Source organism: Cyanobium sp. FACHB-13342, assembly GCF_014697415.1.
Classification (GTDB): Bacteria; Cyanobacteriota; Cyanobacteriia; order PCC-6307; family Cyanobiaceae; genus Cyanobium_A.
Window position 1 is genome coordinate 1 of the sequence record NZ_JACJRT010000007.1, and the last position, 18,050, is coordinate 18,050.

Here is an 18,050-nt window from a genome sequence, read left to right on the forward strand (position 1 = left end):
TCGGGCTGCACCTGCTGGATGATCCGAATCAGGTTGGTGCTGTCCGTCAGGTCGCCGTAGTGCAGCAGGAGGCGCGGGTCGCTCTCGTGGGGATCCTGGTAGAGGTGATCGATGCGAGCGGTGTTGAAGCTGCTGGCGCGGCGCTTGATGCCGTGCACCGTGTAGCCCTTCTCCAGCAGCAGTTCCGCCAGGTAGCTGCCGTCTTGCCCGGTGATGCCGGTGATCAGGGCGACACGCCCTTTGCAGTCAACGAACGTGGGGCTGAGGGTCATCGGCTGGGGGAAGAGGCTTGAGTGGAAACAGTGGTGTCGTTGGCGATGCCAAGTCGCTCAAAAACAGCCTTTGAGGTTCTGTACAGGCTGTACGGAAGTCTGGACAGTGCTTGGAGAAGTGATGGTGGTGCTCATCGCAGCGCCATCGGTAGAAGACGAGAAACGCTTGGCGGCTCAGTGGAGCAACCCCATATCCTCCGATGTGGTGGATGACCGGTCAGCGATAGACCTCGCGACGATGGCCGACGCGCACCACCAAGATCATCAGTTCGCTGCGCTGCCATTCGTAGACGACGCGGTAGCGCCCTACACGCAACCGCCGCAGTCCCTCAAATTCACCCTTGAGTGAAGAGCCGGCGGCTGGGGTGTCGCAGAGCAGGTCGATGGCCTCAACCACCCGCAGCCGGTCAGCTTTCGGCAGCGCGGCCAACGCCTTCGCCGCAGAACGGCTCTTGCTCAGCGACCAGCATCCGCAGCGAACAGCGCATTTCGAACCTCAAGCCAGTCGAGCACAGGGTCGGCAGGGTCCTTCAAGGCTGCCACCCCGGAGCGCAAATCCTCGATGTCGTCGAGGTAGTACTCGATGGCCTGGCGAATGATGTCGGCCCGGCAGCGGTTGAGCTGCTGGGCCGCTGCATCAAGCTCGGCGCCGCGGGTGTCGGGGAGGCGGGCCGTGACTTGAACCATGGGAGTCACTGCGAGATCGCGGAGATGTCAATGACATTTTTCTAGGCTGCGGCCCCAGGCATCAGGCCTTGATCAGCTGGAACGGCTCTTGGTGCACCGAGGCCCCTCCAGGCTGGCAGGGTGTGCGCCAACTACGTCGAACCGGATCCGGCGGACGTGGCTTTACGGATAATTAGTCGCACTTTTCGACTAAAACGCTGTGTGAAGGGGAGGAATCCTCAACCCTCTCGCCTCAGCACAACAAAGATCGCACAGCGAAGCCCTCAACTCCAGGATGCAGAAAACGCATAATTTGCAGATTTGAAGCTTTGCCTTGGCCGCTTCCAGTGCGTCCAGCGGCCACTCCGCTGCAGATCAGCACGCTCCGGGGCGGTAGGGTCGCTCCAGGAAATTTTCCATCCCGGTGCAACCGTTGCGACGACGAGTTTGGTGGGTGGGCACGGCCGTGGCATTGGCCGTTCTGGGCCTACAACCCAGCCTAGCCAACACCCCATCAAACCCGGCAGCCGCCAGTCGCAGCCGGGTCGTCTACGACAGCTACATCCTCGGCCCGGGCGACACCCTGCAGATCGAGCTGCTCGACATCCCCGAGCTCAGCGGCACGGTGTCGATCGGCCCCGACGGCACCCTCTATCTGCCCCGCCTGCGTGCTCTCTACGTGGAAGGGCTCACGGTGGAGGAGCTGCGCTACTTCCTCACCGAGCAGTTCAAGCGCTACGTGCGCCAGCCCGAGATCTACATCCGCCCGGTGGGCTACCGCCCGATTCGCATCTACGTGGGCGGAGAGGTGAAGCGGCCGGGCTATTACACCCTGAGTGGCGTGCAAGCCACTACGGAAGACCTCACAGATCCCAACACCACCCCTGAGGTGGCCAGCGGCTCGGCAGCCCTGGGACAGGGACTCACCACCCGCAAGAGCAGCAGCGCCGGCGGCAGCAGCTCCGCCACCCTGTTCCCCACCGTGTTCGACGCGATCCGCACCGCCCAAGGGATCACCCCCTACTCCAACCTGGCCGAGGTGCAAGTCACCCGGCGCCAGCCCGTGAGTGCCGGCGGCGGCAAGATCCGCACCCAGCTCAACTTCCTCACCTTGATCACCGAGGGGGATGAATCCCAGAACATCCGCCTCTTTGACGGCGACGTGGTGAGCGTGGCCAAGAGCCCCGTGGTGCTGCGCGAGCAGGTGCTCAAAGCCGGGCAAACCAACCTCAGCCCCCAGTTCATCCAGGTGTACGTGAGTGGCCGGGTGAAGACCCCCGGCGGCGTCACCCTGCCCCAGGGCTCCGCCCTCAACCAGGCCCTCAACCTCGCCGGCGGTCCTTCCCTGCTGCGCGGCAAGGTGGAATTCATCCGCTTCACCCGCGAAGGCGAACTGGATCGCCGCCTGTTCACCTACAACCCCAACGCCGCTAGCGATTCGACGGCCAATCCCATCCTGATGGCCGGCGACATCATCCGCGTGCAGGATTCGGCCCTCTCCGCCAGCATCAGCGTGATGAACGAGCTCACCGGCCCCTTCGTGGGGGTGTACTCGGTGTACAGCCTGTTCCGCTGATGAGCCCCTCCCTGCCCCAGGCTCAGCCCCACCCTGCGCCGGCCGACGACGAGATCGACCTTGGCCAGCTGGCTGCCTCCCTGCGCCGCCGCTGGCGCCTGATTGCCCAGGTGGCCGGCGGCACCCTGCTGCTCTCCGCCGCTGTCACCCTGCTGCAAAAGCCGGTGTGGGAAGGGGAGTTCCAGATCGTGCTGGCCAGTAGCGAAGGCTCCGGCGGCAAGCTGGCCCAGCTCGCGGCCGCGAATCCCATGCTGGCCGGGCTGGCGGGCCTCGGCAGCAGCGGTGGCAAAGACAGCCTCGAAACCGAAGTGAAGGTGCTGGAGAGCCCTTCGGTACTCAAGCCGGTGTTCGACTTCGTCAAAACCAGCAAGCTGCGCGCCGGTGAAAACGTGGACCGCCTGCGCTATGCCGACTGGCTCAAGGACAACCTCGAGATCAAGCTGGAAAAGGGCACGTCCGTGCTCAACATCGCCTACCGCGACTCCGACCAGGCCTTAATCCTGCCGGTGATTGAGCGCATCTCCAAGGCCTACCAGGACTACTCCGGCCGGGATCGCCGCCGCGACATTGCCAACGCGGTGACCTACCTCCAAGGACGGATCACCGTTCTCGCCCCCAAGGCGGAGGCCTCCATGCGCCAGGCCCAAGCCTTCGCTCTGGCCAACGGACTGGGCCTTCAGGACGGCCTGCCCGCCGCCAGCGCTGAGATGGCCGGTGGCGGCGGCGGATCATCAGCAGGCACCGGTGGCTCCGTGGAGGCCAGTCGCATGGCCGCCCAGGCCCAGGTCATCGCCCTGCGCCAGCAACTCACCAACGCCAAAGCGGCCGGCAGCGCCGTGCTCTTCCAGGCTCCCCAGCTGGAGGCCAACAAGGAGCTCTACACGCGCTACCAGGATGTGGAGGCTGATCTGGCTGAAAAACGCAGCCGGCTCAAGGAGGGCGACCCCATCATCCGTGCCCTGCTGCGCGAACAGGCGGCCCTGGCCAGCACCTTGAATCGCGAAACGATTGCCCTGCTGCAAGGCCAGCTGGCCACCGCCGAGGCCCGCCTGCAATCCGCCTCCCGGCCCAAAGACGTGGTGCTGCAGCATCGCCAGCTGGTGCGCCAAGCCCTGCGCGAAGAGAAGACTCTCACTGAACTGGAAAACCAGCTGCAGTTGGCCTCCCTGGAGCAGGCCAAGCAAACCGAACCCTGGGAGTTGATCTCCACCCCCACCCTGCTCGACAAGCCCGTGTCCCCCAGCAAGGGCCGCAACCTGGGCTTGGGGCTCCTGGCCGGCCTGGTGCTCGGCTCCGGCGCGGCCCTGGTGGCCGAGCGCCGCAGCGGCCGGGTGTTCGCCACCGACGAGCTCCAGGCCGCCCTGCCCGGCCCCCTGCTGGCCCGCCTCGATCCCGCCGCGCCCGAAGGCTGGGCCCCCACCCTGGCCCTGCTGGCCTCGGGCCCCCTGGCCGGGGCGTCCAGCGTGGCCCTGATCCCAGCGGCCGGCCCAGGCGAGCCGGAGCTGGCCGAGGCCCTGCAGCGGGCCCTCCAGCAGCGCACCCCCGGCGCCCAGGTGCTCGGCACCAGCGATCTGGTGGCCGCCGGCGCCTGCCAGGCCCAGCTGCTGGTGGCCCGTCCAGGCGTCATCACCCGCCCCCAGCTCGACGCCCTGCGCCAGCAGCTCCAGCTCCAGGGCAAACCCGCCCTGGGTTGGCTGCTGCTCCAGAGCCCGGATGCCTAGGCCTCGGGCCCAGCTGCTGCCCCTCGCCGCGGCCCTGCTCAGCCTGGGTTCCAGCGGCCTGGCGCAGCCCGGCTGGGCCCAGCCCCAATGGCAGCCCCTCGCCCCCTCAGGCGCCGGATCTGGGGTGCCTGCCAGCCCCACCGGCTGGAGCCCCGTGCCACCGGCCACCGATCCGGCCCTGCCCGGTGCCAGCTGGCAGCCCGTGCCCCCCGGCGACCCCGGCAGCAGCACTCCTCCCCAATGGGCTCCGGTGCCCGCCGGTGATCCTTCGCTGGCGCCGCCGGCCGAGGCCAGCTCCGCTCCAGGCTCCGGAGCGAGCCCCCCCACCAGCGCTGCCGAGGCCGAGGCCGTGTTGGCCGGCCTGCTGCCCAGCCGGGCCGACTACCTGCCCCTGCTGCGCCTGGGCCCCCTACCCACCGCCTGGCTGCTGGATGAAAGCCTGGCCCAGCTCAGCTTCCAGCAGGTGAGCCCCGGCGATGGCGGTGAGGCCGGCGGCAGCGGCAACCAGAACTATGGCTTCCGCGCCGATGTGGGCCTCTCCAGGGCGCTGCTGGTGTCGCTCACCTACACCTACGCCGACGACCCCCTGTTTGCGCCCATCCCCAGCCGGCCCAGCCAGCCCGCCAACTACTGGAATGCGGCCGGTGCCAGCCTGCGCGGCCGCCTCGCCGGAGGCCCCAACTGGCAGCTCGCCGCCGAAGGAGCCCTCGAGCTCTTCACCGTGGGCAGCGGCTGCGGCGGCACCGTGAGCTGCGACGGGCCCGGCACCCCCAACATCTTCAACGACTCCGGCCAGCTGGTGTTCACCCGCAACTGGGTGGGGGCCCTCTCGCTGCCCCTCACCTGGCAGGCCAGCCGCCAGCTGCAGCTCTCGCTGGTGCCAGCGGTGAGCTTCTTGCCCGACTTCCAGGGCGCCGACCAGGGCGGCGCTGGGGAGTTCTACGGCACCACCATCAGCCTGGGCCTGGGGGCCAGCTACCGGCTCGGCAACCAGGTGCAGCTGTTCGGCTCGGCGTTGCTGCCCTTCGGGCCCGGCACCAATGCCTTTGATGGCGATCTGGTGTACTCCCGCGTGCCGATCCTCACCGCCGGCGCCAACATCGCGGTGAACCCCCGCATCGGCCTGGAAGCCAGCATCACCAACGGCTTTGGCCTCAGCCCGGCCACCGCCATCCTGGCCCTGCCCAGCGCGCCCACCGAGCCCATGCTCAATGGGCGCTTCACCTGGAATCCCGGTGCCATGGATTCCCCCAGCCCCCGCTACAGCCGCCGCCAGGCCTCCCTGGCCCTCGGGGGCCTCAGCGTCAACACCGCCCTCACCCCCGCCGACGGCACCACCCAGCTCTGGCTCAATGGCGACAGCCGCGGCAACCTCTTCGGCGGCGCCGGCTACTCGGTGTCCAACGACTTCCAATTCCAGCTGGCGGCCGGTGTGTTCAACGGCATCGAGCCCCGCAACGACTTCGTGAACACCTACGCCGGCGATGGCGGCCCCAACCTGCGCTTCGGCGGCAAGGCGATGGTGTTCCGCCCCAGCAAAAGCCTGCCCCTCTGGGCCGCTGGCCGCATCTCCGTGGGCCGCAACGAAGACGCCAGCAGCAAGCAGGGCTACCTCTTCTTCGAAACCATCAACACCTGGGAGGCCAGCCCCACCCTGGCCTTCAACCTCAACCCCAAACTGGCCTGGAGCGGATCCGGCACCAGTTGGGGCGTGGGCCTGGGGGCCAACCTGCAGCTGGGGCCCAGCTTTCAGCTGATCCCGGAAGTGAATCTGGTGGCCACCGATCTGGGCGGCACCAATGGCTCCAACGGCAGCCTGGCCCTGCGCTGGCTCGCCTCCCGCAGCACCACCGTGGACGTCTATGTGTCCAATGCGGCCGGCCTCTACGACCTCGGCCAGCTGCTCGGCAACGACCAGGTGCGTGTGGGTGCCCGGCTCGGCTTCAGCTTCTGAGCCGCCCCGCGCCTCACAAAGCCCCCGCCGCCCCCTGACAAACGCCCGGGCGGCAGGCAGGATCGAAGCAGACCCGCCAGCCGGCCTCGATGACCCCCGCCCCCGACCAACCGGCATCCAGCGCCCAAGGCGCCGGCGCCAATGGAGCAGCTCTGGCCTGGGTGCCCTGGCTGCAGGCGGGCGTCACCGCCATGCTCGTGGTGCTGTTTGTGGTGATCGTGGGCAAAACCCGCCAGCAGAACGCCACCATCCGCCAGCTGCAGGAGCGGGTGCAGGGCCTGGAGAACAGCCGCGCCCTCGACCGCACCACCGGCCTGGAGGAGCAGCTGCGCACCACCGTGGAACGGCTGCAGGCCGTGGAGCGCAACAGCGCCCGCATCCAGGCCCTCAGCGGCGAAAACGCCAACCTGCGCCTGGAGCTGCGCCGGCAGCAGGCCACCCGCGACGCCGGCGTTGACACCCTGCCGCCCCTGCCCAAGCTCGATGAGCCCCTGGCGCCGCCTCCCCAGCCATCGCCCAAGCCTCCTGCCGCCGCCAACTGAGCGGGCTCAGATCAGCCAGTGCAGGCCGTTCTGGTTGGCGGCAGGCGACTGGCGCAGCTGCCGCGACAGCTGCTTGAAGTTGGTCTCGAACTGGCCGTCTTCGATCACATCGCGGTGGCCCAACACCGCCCCCACCTCCACGATCTGCAGGGGGTAGGCCAGCGGCTCCACCCCATCGGCAGCCGCCACCAGGCCGTCGTGGGGGCCGCCATAGCTGAGCGAGTGGCCGTCGGCCGCGGCGCCTTGCCAATCGCTCCAGCCATAGGTGCGCAGCGGGGTGGGGCTGGTGGCCAGGCCGTTGTCCTGGAGATGGCGAATCAGCAGGGGCGCCACGCCCACCGGCAAGGACGGGGACGGGAAGCGGCGCAGCTGCTCCGGGGTCAACGCCGCCGTTTGCCGCAGGGGATGGTTGCGGTGGGCAAACAGCTGCAGGGTCCAGCGGCAGATCGGCACGGCCATCAGGGTCTGGGTGAGCCCGAGCCGCGTGCTGCGCAGGCGGTTGAAGGGCGTGGGCAACAGCTGGGCAAATTCGAGCAGGCCCCCCAGCCAGAAATCCACCAGCCGCTGCTCGAGCAGCGAGGCCACCCCCCAGCTGTCCATCTGCCGCAGCGGCAAACAGCGGGCCCCACTCTGGCCATCGGGCTGAAACAGGCTGACCAGCTGCCACCCCACCCCAAAACGGAATTGGCCCACCCGCACCCGGCGCATCTGGGCGGCCTGGCGCAGGGAGGCGAGCACATCGCCATTGCGGCTGGAGCCATAGCGGCCATCCACCCGGTCAAAACCCAGATCAAATTGTTGACTGAAGGCCCGATAACGCCTGGAACAACTGCTTTGGGACATTCCCAGCTCCCGAGCTACAGCCGTGGTGCTATGGAGCAGCTCGAGATAATCGAGAATGTCAAGATCATCGACAAACGAATCATTGAACGGCACCTAAAGCTCCCCCAGGCAAGGGAGCAGCAATCCCGGAAACTCAACCGTCGAGCAGGGATGAAGCACCAATATAAATCAGTCGAAAGAGTATTAACAAAAGAAAGGTCGACAATCCAGTGTCTATGCAGAAAAAGCATAGATCTATCCAGGCAGGCATTCGGGGCTTGGCGCCGCGATCTCGCAACAATCCCAAGGCACGCCATGCTTGCACACCAACGGCCTTAGGAAATGCGCAAAAAAATGCGCAAAAGTTCCTAATCAGCCCTTCACGGCGTCGCCACTGGCACTGGGCAGGATGTATCTCTGCAAGCCCACAAACAGCACCAGCACCGGCAGGATCGAGATCACCGAGCCCGCCGCCACCAGGCGCCAATCCAGGGAGAAGCTGCTGGCCAGCTGCTGGAGCCCCAACGGCAGGGTGTAGAGCTCGGGATCATCGAGGATCACCAGGGGCCAAAGGAAGTCGCTCCAGGTGCCGATGAACACAAACATCGCCAGGGTGATCAGGTCGGCCCGGGCCGCCGGGATCATCACGTTCCACCACTCCCCCAGCGGTGTGCAGCCATCGCAGCGGGCCGCCTCCTCCAGCTCCACCGGCACCCCCAGAAAGCTCTGGCGCAGCAGGAAGATGCCAAAGGCCGTGGCCGCCTGGGGGATGATCAGGGCCCAGAGGGTGTTGCGCAGGCCGATCTGCACCATCAGCAGATAGAGCGGGATCATCACCACCTGGAAGGGGATCAGGATCGTGGCCACCACCAGGGCCAGCACCAGCCCCCGCCCCTTGAAGCGCATCCGCGCCAGGGGGTAGGCCGCCAGGGAGCAGAACAGCAGGTTGGCCAGCACCGCCAGGCCGCTCACGATCGTGCTGTTGAGCAGGTAGGTGCCGATCGGGTTGTCGGTGAACAGGCGCCTGTAGGCCTCCAGGCTGGGCTGGCTGGGCAGCAGCGCCGGCGGACTGGTGAAGATGTCCTCCGCCGGGCCCTTGAGCGAGGTGCTCACCAGCCAGAGGAGCGGCACCAGCATCGCCAGCGCCACCAGCAACAACAGGATCAGTTGGGCGGCAGCCGCCAGGGTGGAGCGCTTCACACCCGCGGCCGCTCGGCCAGGGGCAGGTCGCCCACCACCGGCAGGGGCGCCTTCTGGGGGTGCAGGGGCTGGTGGCGCCCGCCGGCCAGCAGCCGGTTGAGGGCGTTCACGAAGGCCTGGGCGGCGGCCACCACGATGTCGGTGTCGGCCGAGTGGCCCGAGTAGAGCACCCCCTGGTGGCGCAGGCGGATGGTCACATCCCCCATGGCATCGATGCCCTCGGTGACCGATTTCACCGAAAACTCCACCAGCTCGTTGGGCACATTGGCCAGGCGGTTGAGCGCCTGACACACCGCATCCACCGGTCCCGTGCCGATCGCCGCCTCGGTGAGCTCGGCGCCATCGGCCGTCACCAGGGTGACGGTGGCGGTGGGCTGCAGGCCCGTGCCACAGCTCACCTGCACGCTCTTGAGGGTGTAGCTGCCGTCGTCCTGCTGCTGCACCTGCTCGCTCACGATCGCTTCGAGGTCGCGGTCGCTGATTTCCCGCTTGCGGTCGGCCAGCTCCTTGAAGCGGGCGAAGGCGTCGTCGAGGTCGTCGCGCTCGAGGGTGTAGCCCAATTCCTCCAGCCGGGCCCGGAAGGCACTGCGACCACTCAGCTTGCCCAGGGAGATGCGGTTGTCAGCCAAGCCCACGGTGCGGGCGTCGATGATTTCGTAGGTGAGGCGGTTCTTGAGCACGCCGTCCTGGTGGATGCCACTTTCATGGGCAAAGGCGTTGGCGCCCACGATCGCCTTGTTGGGCTGCACCGCCATGCCGGTGAGGTTGCTCACCAGCCGCGAGGTCTTGGTGATCTCCTCGGTGCGCACGCCCGTGAGGGGTTCGGTGCTCTCGGCCGGCCGGCCCAGGAAGGGGTTGAAGTAGCTGCGCCGCACGTGCAGCGCCATCACCAGCTCCTCCAGCGAGGCGTTACCGGCCCGCTCGCCGATGCCGTTGATCGTGCATTCGAGCTGGCGGGCGCCGTTTTTCACCGCTTCGAGGAAATTGGCCACCGCCAGGCCCAGGTCGTTGTGGCCGTGCACCGAGATCACCGCCTGGTCGATGTTGGGCACGGAGCGGTTGATGCCGGCGATCAGGTCGCCGAATTCCGCCGGGGTGGCGTAGCCCACCGTGTCAGGGATGTTGATCGTGGTGGCGCCTGCGGCGATCGCCGCCTCGATCACCTGGTGCATGAACTCCGGATCGCTGCGGCCTGCGTCCTCACAGGAGAATTCCACGTCGTCCACCAGGGAACGGGCATAGGCCACCATCTCGGCGGTGATCGCCAGCACCTCGGCGCGGCTCTTGCGCAACTTGTGCTCGAGGTGGATGTCGCTGGTGGCGATGAAGGTGTGGATGCGGCGGTGAACGGCGGGGGCCACCGCGTCGGCGCAGGCCTTGATGTCCCCCGCGGCCGCCCGGGCCAGGCCACAGATGGTGGGGCCATCGGCGGTACCCACCGTCTCGGCGATGCGCTGCACGGCGTTGAAGTCGCCGGGGCTGGCAAAGGGGAAGCCGGCTTCAATGATGTCCACCCCCAGGCGGGCCAGCTGCTGGGCGATCGCCAGCTTCTCCTCGAGGTTCAGGCTGGCGCCGGGCGACTGCTCGCCATCGCGCAAGGTGGTGTCGAAGATCAGCACACGGCCGGGATCGCGGGCCATCGGGGGCTCCTGGGACGAACCAGCCCTTAGGCGGACTGGCTATGAGTTAGGCCCATTGTACGGGGCGCCAGAACGATGCGCCTAGAGTGGTCGCACCGCGGGAAGGTCATGGCCGCAGGCGATCTGGCCCTCGTCCTCCACGCGCATCTGCCCTACGTGCGCTCGAGCGAGCCCGGATCGCTGGAGGAAGACTGGTATTTCCAAGCGCTCCAGGAGTGCTATCTGCCCCTGCTGGCGGTGCTGGAGGCCGCTGCGACCGATCGGCGCCAGCAGCCCCGCCTCACCCTCGGCCTCTCGCCCACGCTGCTGTCCCTGCTGGCCGACCGCCAGCTCAACGCCCGCTTCCTGCCCTGGATCGCCCAGCGCCAGGAGCTGCTGCAGCAGGCCCCCGAGCCCCTCGCTGAGGCCGCCACCCACCTGGCCCGCCAGCTCGAGGCGGTGGTGGAGCAGTGGATCGAGGCCGGCGGTGCCCTCATCCCCCGCTTCAGGCGGCTGCAGCAGCAGGGCGTGCTCGACCTGATCACCTGCGGGGCCACCCACGGCTACCTGCCCCTGCTGCGCCAGGTGCCGGAGGCGGTGCGGGCCCAGCTGATCACCGCCGTGCGGGAGCACGAGCGGCTGCTGGGCGAACGGCCCCTGGGCATCTGGCTGCCGGAATGCGCCTTCTACGAGGGGCTCGACCAGCAGCTGGTGGCCTGCGGCCTGCGCTACTCGGTGCTCGATGCCCACGGCCTGCTGCACGCCCTGCCCCGGCCCCGCTACGGGGTGTTTGCGCCGATCTGCTCCCCCGCCGGGGCGGCTTTCTTCGGCCGCGACAGCAGCGCCACCCTGCCGGTGTGGAGCGCCCGCGAGGGCTACCCCGGCGATGGCGCCTACCGGGAGTTCCACCGCGACCTGGGCTGGGACCTGCCCGAGGCAGAGCTGGCCAGCCACGCCATCCCCAGCCGCCGGCCCCTGGGCCTGAAGCTGCACCGGGTCACGGCCCAGGGCTGTCCGCTCGACCAGAAGCAGCCCTACCAACCCGCCGTGGCCGCCGAGCGGATCGAGCAGCATGCCACCGCCTACCTGGAGGGCCGCGCCAGCGAACTGGCGGGCCTGGCCCGCTCGATGGAGCGCCGGCCCCTGCTGGTGGCGCCCTTCGATGCCGAGCTTTTCGGCCACTGGTGGTTTGAGGGGCCCCAGTTCCTGGCGGCCCTGTTCCGCCAGGCCGGCGAGGCTGGCGTGCGCCTGGTGACCCTGCGGGAAGCCCTCAGCGGCGGCGATCCCCTGCAGGTGTGCCGACCCTCCCCCAGCAGCTGGGGGCAGGGGGGCTACCACGACTACTGGCTCAACGACACCAATGCCTGGGTGGTGGCCGAGTGGCAGCGGGCCTCCCGGGCCATGGTGACGCGGGTGCAGCGGGGCGTGGGCAGCGAGGCCCAGCGCAGCCTGCTCACCCAGGCCGGCCGGGAGTTGCTGCTGGCCCAGAGCTCCGACTGGAGCTTCATCCTGCGGGCCGGCACCACCACCGAGCTGGCCAAGGAGCGCATCGAGCGCCACCTGGATCGCTTCTGGCGCCTGCTGGATGCCATCGACAACGGCACTACATTGCCGGCCGAATGGCTCAAGGCCGTGGCGATCGAAGACGGCCTCTTCCCCCTGCTCAACGCCGCCGATTGGCTGCCCCTGCCGGTGCGCACCCCCGACCCGACGCAGGGCTAGGGCCGGCGGGCGGGCAAGAGCAGGCCAGCCCGCACGTCGTTGGGGGCCAGAGCAAACAGGCGCAGCATCGCCCCCAGCAGCTGGGGGGTGGTGAGGGTGTTGGTGAGAAAGCCAAACCACTCCACGGCCGGCAACCGGAAGAAGGCGGCGAAATGGTGGCGCAGCCGGGCCTCCTCAAAGCCCATCAACTTGCCCAGGCCAAACAGATAAAAGGCCCGGCGGAACCGCTCCGGCTCGGGCCAGAGGGCCTGCCAGCCGGCCCGGGCCAGGGCCGCCGAAGGCGCCGCGGGGTCGGCCATCGCCGCCGCCACCGCCGCGGCCACCGCCGGGGCCCGGCGCAGCAGCGAACCCACCATGTAGCCCGAGGCCGGATGCACCATCGCCGCGGCCCCGCCAAAGCCCAGCAGGGGCTGATCGAGATCCGGCAGGGGCAGGGTCATCGGAAACAGGCAAAACTCCTCGTGCTCCACCGCCGTGATCGCCACGCCGCGGTGGGCCAGGCGCCGCTCCAGCCGCTGCTGGAGCACCGCATAGGGCACCGGCGGCGCCAGGGCCAGGGAGGTTTCCTCCACGAAGAACCGGCCGCCGCCCAGGTCCATCGCGTACAGAAAGGTGGGTGGCTCGCGGCGCTCCTCGTCGCTGAGGTGGTCGGCCCGGTAGTCCATCAACACGAACTGCCCCGGCGCCACCGGCGGCGCCGAAAACCGCCCCACCACCCCATAGGCCGCCTGCCCCGCCACCGGCCCCCGGTCGGGACGCCGCAGCAGGGCCGAGCCGTGGCCGGTGGCATCCACCACCAGCCGGGCGTGCAGCACGGAGCCAGCGGCGGTGTGGAGCACACTGCCGCCGCCGGCCGGATCAAGCTCCAAGCGCTCGGCCTGGCCCTGCAGCAACGCCACACCACCGCGCTCACAGGCCGTGAGCCAGTGCTGCTGGAGCCCCTCCCGGTTAAACAGGCCATAGTCGCGGCCATGGGCCGTGGCGGCATTGGCCGGATCGGCCGGATCGGCCGCGCCCGCCCCGAAATAGCTCACCGTGTGGCTCCAGCGGTGCTCCAGTAGGTGGGCCAGCCCCAGGGCCTCCACCTCGTCCACCCAGATGCCGTAGGTGTTGGGCCAGGGGGCCCGCAGATCGTGGGGGGCCAGCAGGGCCACCTGCAGCGCCTGCTCGGCCAGCGCCGCCGCCAGGCACAACGCGGCCGGGCCGCCGCCCAGCACGATCACGTCATGGGGAGAGCTCATGCTGGATCAGGGGCTTTAAGCAGCATCCATCAGCCTCCAAGGGGCAAATAGAGGCTGTGGGGGGTGTCCTGAAAGGGACGGAAACCATGGTGCCCGTAGAACGCAACCGCCGCGGCGTTCTTGGCATCCACAACCAGGGCATAGCCCCCAACCGAGCGTTGGGCAGCGAGGCAACGTTGCACAGCCAGGCCCAGCAACAGGGGGCCCAGGCCCTGCCCTCGCCAGCGCAGATCACGGGCCAACCGCCCCATCCGAAAACAGGGCACCGGGTAGGCAGGAAGCGGCTTGGCATCACCAGGCTGGAGGTCGGCCAGGCAGATCTGCGCAGGCGCAAGGGTATAGAACCCGGCGATTTCGGCAGGGGTGTCAGCCGGGCTGAGAACGAAGGTTTGGCTCACCCCACGGCGCATGTTCTGGTGGGCGTGCTGGTTCAGAAAGCGATCAAGGGCCGGCTCCCCACAACAGAAACCCTTGCGGTGGTGCCGGGTGGGGTCGAGCTGGTGCTCTTCAAACACCGCTCACCCGGGTGCAGACCTGCTCCAAGGCCTCCCTCAGGGCCGCGTTGGGCTCAAACGGCCGGGCGATGGCCGCCTGAAAGGCCTTGAAATCCCGTTGGGACAAGCTGATCTGTTGATCGCGCCGGATGGCTTCAGCGGCCCGCTGCTTGGCCGCCAGGCGCACAAACGCCGCCATGGTCACCCCTTCAATGGCAGCGGCCTGGGCCAGGAGCTGCTTGTCTGCAGCACTGAGCTTGAGATCCAGGCGCTCATCGACGGCCACGAGCTCGCGTCCAGGCATGTGAGCTCATGATACGGCAAAAAGCCGTACTTACCGCTCACTCCTCGCTGCTGGCCGCGGCCTCCTCCAGGGAAGGAGCGTCTTCAACAGGAGCGTCCTCCTCCTCGGGAGCCGGTGGCACCAGCACCACTTCGGTGAGGCGGTCGCCGGAATCGAGCTTCTGCAGCCGCACGCCGGTGGCGGCGCGGGACTGCTGGGGGATGGCGTCGGCCTGGGTGCGCACGATCACCCCCTTCTCGCTCACCAGCAGCAGCTCCTCGCCGGCGCCGAGCACCTTGAGGCCCACCAGCACGTCGCCATCGCGGCGGAACTTCATGCAGCGCAGGCCCATGCCGGCCCGCTTCTGCAGGCGGAACTGGTTCACCGGCACCCGCTTGCCCAGGCCACTGGCGCTGGCCACCAGCACCCAGGGCCCCTCGCTCGGGGCCACCTCGTCGCCCTCTTCGGCGTCATCGCTGGCGTCGTCCCCGGCACTGCTGGCCACCTGATCGGCGAGCTCGGCCGGAATCACATCCATGCTCACCAGCTGGTCGCCGGCGCGCAGGTTCATGGCCCGCACGCCGCGGGCGGTGCGCCCCAACGGCCGCAGCTCCTCATCGCTGAGGCGGAAGTGGATGGTCATGCCGTTGCGCGAGCCGATCAGCACCGAATCGCCCGGCTGGGCCAGCCGCACCCAGGTGAGGGCGTCGCCGTCCTCCAGGGAGATGGCGATCAGGCCGTTGGAGCGGATGTTGGCGAAGGCCGAAAGGCGGGTGCGCTTCACGTAGCCGCCGCTGGTGAGCATCACCAGCACGGCGTCTTCGGCGAATTCGCTCACCGCCAGCAGCGAGGTGATCTGCTCCTCGCGGGGAATCGGCAGCATCTGCACGATCGGCGTGCCTTTGGCGGCCCGGCTGCAGATCGGCACCCGGTAGGCCGGCACGGTGTACACCACGCCCCGATCCGAGAACAGCAGCAGGTTGTCGTGGTCGTTGCAGCTGATGAACAGCTTCACGGCTTCTTCGCCCTGGCTGCGGGTGCCGGCCTTGCCGCGGGTGCCGCGGCTGGTGGCTTCAAATTCGCTCACCGGCATCCGCTTGAGGTAGCCGTTCTCGGTGAGCAGCACCACCGAGCGCTCGTTGGCGATCAGATCGATGTCTTCGAGGCCGCCCTCCAGATCGAGGATTTCGGTGCGGCGGGGCGAGAGGTAGCGGCTGCGGATCACCCCGAGCTCCTCGGTGATGATCGTGAGCACCCGCTCGCGGTTGGCCAGGATGTCCTTGTAGTCGGCGATCTTGGCCACGAGATCCTCGTGCTCGAGCCGGATCTTGTCGGCCTCCAGGGCCGTGAGCCGCCGCAGCTGCATCTGCAGGATGGCGTCGGCCTGGATCTCGCTGAGGCCGTGGCGCTCCTGCAACTGCTGTTTGGCCGTGGCCGCATCGGAGGCGGCCCGGATCAGGGCGATGATCGGATCGAGCTGGTCGAGGGCCAGCAGCAGGCCCAGCAGGATGTGGTCGCGTTCTTCCGCCTTGCGCAGGAAGTAGCGGGTGCGGCGCTCGATCGTCTCGACGCGGAAGTCGAGGAACACCTGCAGCATCTTGCGCAGGGTGAGCAGCACCGGCTCCCCCTTCACCAGCGCCAGCATGTAGGCACTGAAGTTGTTCTGCAGCGGGGTGAGCTTGAACAGGTTGTTCAGCACCACCTGGGGGTAGGCGTCGCGGCGCAGCTCGATCACGATCCGCATGCCGTCGCGGTCGGACTCGTCGCGGATGTCGGCGATGCCCTCGAGCTTCTTGTCGTTCACCAGTTCGGCGATCCGCTCGATCAGCGAGGCCTTGTTGGTCTGGAAGGGCAGCTCGGTGATGATCACCGCATCCCGGTCGGGGCGGCCCTTCACCTCCACCGTCTCGATCGAGGCCACACCCCGCATCGTCACCGAGCCGCGGCCGGTGGTGTAGGTCTCGCGGATGCCGCGGCGGCCCAGGATCTGGCCTCCCGTGGGGAAGTCGGGCCCCGGGATGATCGCCATCAACTGCTGATCGTCGATCTCCGGGTTGGCGATCAGCGCCAGCATCCCGTCGATCAGCTCGGTGAGGTTGTGGGGCGGGATGTTGGTGGCCATCCCCACGGCGATGCCGGTGGAGCCGTTCAGCAGCAGCTGGGGAATCCGCGCCGGCATCACGGTGGGCTCCTGCTGGGAGCCGTCAAAGTTGTCAACGAAGTCGACGGTCTCGGCTTCGATGTCTTCGAGCAGGCTGTCGGTGGTGAGGGCCTGCAGCCGCGATTCGGTGTAACGCATGGCGGCCGGGGGATCGCCGTCCACCGAGCCGAAGTTGCCATGCCCATTCACCAGGGGCATGCGCATGTTGAAGTCCTGGGCCATCCGCACCAGGGCGTCGTACACCGCCGTGTCGCCGTGGGGGTGGTACTTACCGAGCACCTCACCCACCACCCGGGCGCATTTGCGGTAGGGCCGGTCGCTGGTGAGGCCCAGCTCGTACATGGCGTAGAGGATGCGCCGGTGCACGGGCTTGAGGCCATCGCGGGCATCGGGCAGGGCCCGACCCACGATCACGCTCATCGCATACTCCAGATAGGAGCGCGACATCTCGTTGCGCAGGTCGGTCTGGATGATCCGCGAATCGCCGTTGCCGCCGGAGTCTCCCGGTGAGCCAGCACCGGGTCCGCTGGGATCCGCCATGAATGACCGCCTTGAGCAAGGGTCAGTTTATCGAAACCCCCGGGGAATGCCCAAATCAGGCCCATGCCCGCCTTGAACGCCCGTGAGTTCCCGCCGCGCTCGGAAGCGGAGCTGCGCCGCAAGCAAGAGCGGGGCCAGCTGCAGGTGCGCGCCGCCGCCGACTTCCGCAGCCTGGTGCAGCACGCCGGGCTGGCCGAGGCCTACGCCGCCACCGATGTGGTGGTGGCCGCCGATGCGGGCTTCACCGACCAGGCCAGCCTGCACCTGAGCCTCGGGCCCACGGATCCACCGATCCGCCTGCGCGACGGACAGCTGGCCGGCATACCGGGCCTGGCGGGCTGCGGCAGCGGCGAGCTGGTGCTGCCGATCGGCGGCGGGCTGGCCGACGCCATGGGCGGGGCCCAGCTGCTCGGCGCCCTGCTCGCGGGCCGGGCGCTGCCCTTCAGCGCCAGCGGCGAGGCCACAGCCCTGCACCCCCGCCGGGAGCTGCACACCGAGCTCAGCCTCGAGCAGATCGGCGGCGGGCGCCTGCTGCTGCACCGGGCCATCGCCGAAAACGGCGTGGTGGCCCTCAGCCAAGCCGACGGCCCCTGCCCCAGCCCCTACGGCACCCTGCTGGGGCCGGCCGCCAACGCCCTCTACAGCTGCGGCGGCGCCGGCAGCATCGGCCTCACCATGCCGGGGCTGGCGCTGCTGGGCCCGGGCTCGCCGGTGCTGGTGGGCGGGGCCCTCGGCTGGGTGGTGGGGGCCGGCAGCGGCCACCAGCCCGGCTGCCGCCGCCAGGCCAGCGGCCATGCCCGCAGCCCCGGAGCCGCCGCCGCCGTGAGCGTGGATCTGCACGAGCTGCGGCCCGAGTGGGTGCGGCCCTGCGTCTTCGAGGGCCACGGCAGTGCCCTGCTGATCACGGTGGCCGCGCCGGTGCCCCTCATCAACGCCGCAGTGGCCCGCCAGGCCGCGGCCGGGCCGGACGAGCTGGACGCACCCGTGCTCGATCTGTCGGTGCCGCGGCGGGTCAAACCCAGCCTGGGATCGGCCAGCTACGGCGAGCTGCTCAGCGGCACGATCACGGTGCAAGGCCGGCCGGTGGCCTGCGCCCCCTCCCACAGCCCGCGCCTGGCCGCCGCCGCCGCCGAAGCCCTGGTGGAGGCCCTGGCCAACGGCAGCTTCCCGCTGCGGCTGCCCCTGGTGCCCCTGAGCCCCCGCCCCTGCCTGGTGCCCCTGGAGGCCTGAGCCAAGC

General features: G+C 68.9%; 16 protein-coding genes. 6 read left to right on the top strand and 10 right to left on the bottom strand.

All coding sequences use genetic code 11. The features are described from left to right. From H6G16_RS03700 to H6G16_RS03710, 3 genes are all read right to left on the bottom strand, one after another. The coding region (locus H6G16_RS03700; RefSeq protein WP_190388980.1) for a GDP-mannose 4,6-dehydratase at positions 1-272 on the bottom strand (272 nt) is incomplete at its 3' end. A 217-nt stretch (positions 273-489) separates the two neighbouring features. Beyond that, positions 490-732 carry a type II toxin-antitoxin system RelE/ParE family toxin gene (locus H6G16_RS03705; protein ID WP_190389248.1) on the bottom strand — a complete coding sequence of 81 codons (243 nt, stop codon included), beginning with the start codon at positions 730-732 and terminating at the stop codon, positions 490-492. Beyond that, a complete protein-coding gene (locus H6G16_RS03710) occupies positions 729-959 on the bottom strand; it encodes a ribbon-helix-helix protein, CopG family (protein ID WP_190388981.1) in 231 nt (76 codons plus the stop codon). The genes H6G16_RS03705 and H6G16_RS03710 overlap by 4 nt, the downstream gene beginning before the upstream one ends. Before the next feature lie 412 nt (positions 960-1,371). On the opposite strand from H6G16_RS03710, the gene H6G16_RS03715 reads away from it, so the two are divergent. From H6G16_RS03715 to H6G16_RS03730, 4 genes are all read left to right on the top strand, one after another. Further along, complete coding sequence (locus tag H6G16_RS03715; protein ID WP_199289171.1) at positions 1,372-2,514, top strand: polysaccharide biosynthesis/export family protein; 1,143 nt, start codon at positions 1,372-1,374, stop codon at positions 2,512-2,514. Then, positions 2,514-4,235, top strand: a complete 1,722-nt coding sequence (locus tag H6G16_RS03720; RefSeq protein WP_190388982.1) for a Wzz/FepE/Etk N-terminal domain-containing protein — start codon at positions 2,514-2,516, stop codon at positions 4,233-4,235. Before H6G16_RS03715 ends, H6G16_RS03720 begins: the two co-directional genes overlap by 1 nt. Beyond that, positions 4,228-6,189 (top strand): hypothetical protein, encoded by a 1,962-nt coding sequence (locus H6G16_RS03725; protein ID WP_190388983.1) that lies wholly within the window; start codon positions 4,228-4,230, stop codon positions 6,187-6,189. Before H6G16_RS03720 ends, H6G16_RS03725 begins: the two co-directional genes overlap by 8 nt. A gap of 89 nt (positions 6,190-6,278) precedes the next feature. Further along, on the top strand, positions 6,279-6,731 hold the full coding sequence (locus H6G16_RS03730; RefSeq protein WP_190388984.1) for a hypothetical protein: 453 nt from the start codon (positions 6,279-6,281) through the stop codon (positions 6,729-6,731). Between the two features lie 6 nt (positions 6,732-6,737). On the opposite strand, the gene H6G16_RS03735 is transcribed toward H6G16_RS03730, so the two are convergent. From H6G16_RS03735 to H6G16_RS03745, 3 genes are all read right to left on the bottom strand, one after another. Further along, positions 6,738-7,574, bottom strand: coding sequence for a hypothetical protein (locus H6G16_RS03735; protein ID WP_190388985.1), 837 nt, complete (start codon positions 7,572-7,574; stop codon positions 6,738-6,740). 351 nt (positions 7,575-7,925) lie between these two features. Continuing rightward, complete coding sequence (locus H6G16_RS03740) at positions 7,926-8,690, bottom strand: carbohydrate ABC transporter permease (RefSeq protein WP_242036187.1); 765 nt, start codon at positions 8,688-8,690, stop codon at positions 7,926-7,928. Between the two features lie 59 nt (positions 8,691-8,749). Next, on the bottom strand, positions 8,750-10,393 hold the full coding sequence (locus H6G16_RS03745; RefSeq protein ID WP_190388987.1) for a 2-isopropylmalate synthase: 1,644 nt from the start codon (positions 10,391-10,393) through the stop codon (positions 8,750-8,752). Positions 10,394-10,501: 108 nt separating this feature from the next. Here H6G16_RS03745 and H6G16_RS03750 point away from each other — a divergent pair, with 108 nt between their 5' ends. Then, positions 10,502-12,094, top strand: coding sequence for a 1,4-alpha-glucan branching protein domain-containing protein (locus H6G16_RS03750; RefSeq protein WP_190388988.1), 1,593 nt, complete (start codon positions 10,502-10,504; stop codon positions 12,092-12,094). Here the strand turns inward: H6G16_RS03750 and crtL are convergent. Genes crtL through gyrA form a run of 4 tightly spaced genes read right to left on the bottom strand, consistent with a single transcriptional unit; the run spans position 12,091 to position 16,813 of the window. Next, the gene (gene crtL / locus H6G16_RS03755) at positions 12,091-13,335 is read right to left on the bottom strand and encodes a lycopene beta cyclase (protein WP_190388989.1); all 1,245 of its coding nucleotides are present in this window, start codon (positions 13,333-13,335) and stop codon (positions 12,091-12,093) included. The genes H6G16_RS03750 and crtL overlap by 4 nt on opposite strands. Positions 13,336-13,364: 29 nt before the next feature. Next, the gene (locus tag H6G16_RS13265) at positions 13,365-13,850 is read right to left on the bottom strand and encodes a GNAT family N-acetyltransferase (protein WP_199289173.1); all 486 of its coding nucleotides are present in this window, start codon (positions 13,848-13,850) and stop codon (positions 13,365-13,367) included. Beyond that, positions 13,843-14,133, bottom strand: coding sequence for a DUF1778 domain-containing protein (locus tag H6G16_RS03765; protein ID WP_190388990.1), 291 nt, complete (start codon positions 14,131-14,133; stop codon positions 13,843-13,845). Before H6G16_RS03765 ends, H6G16_RS13265 begins: the two co-directional genes overlap by 8 nt. 37 nt (positions 14,134-14,170) lie before the next feature. Next, positions 14,171-16,813, bottom strand: a complete 2,643-nt coding sequence (gene gyrA / locus H6G16_RS03770; protein WP_190388991.1) for a DNA gyrase subunit A — start codon at positions 16,811-16,813, stop codon at positions 14,171-14,173. 63 nt (positions 16,814-16,876) lie between these two features. On the opposite strand from gyrA, the gene H6G16_RS03775 reads away from it, so the two are divergent. After that, a complete protein-coding gene (locus tag H6G16_RS03775; RefSeq protein ID WP_190388992.1) occupies positions 16,877-18,043 on the top strand; it encodes a homocysteine biosynthesis protein in 1,167 nt (388 codons plus the stop codon). Positions 18,044-18,050: the final 7 nt, after the last annotated feature.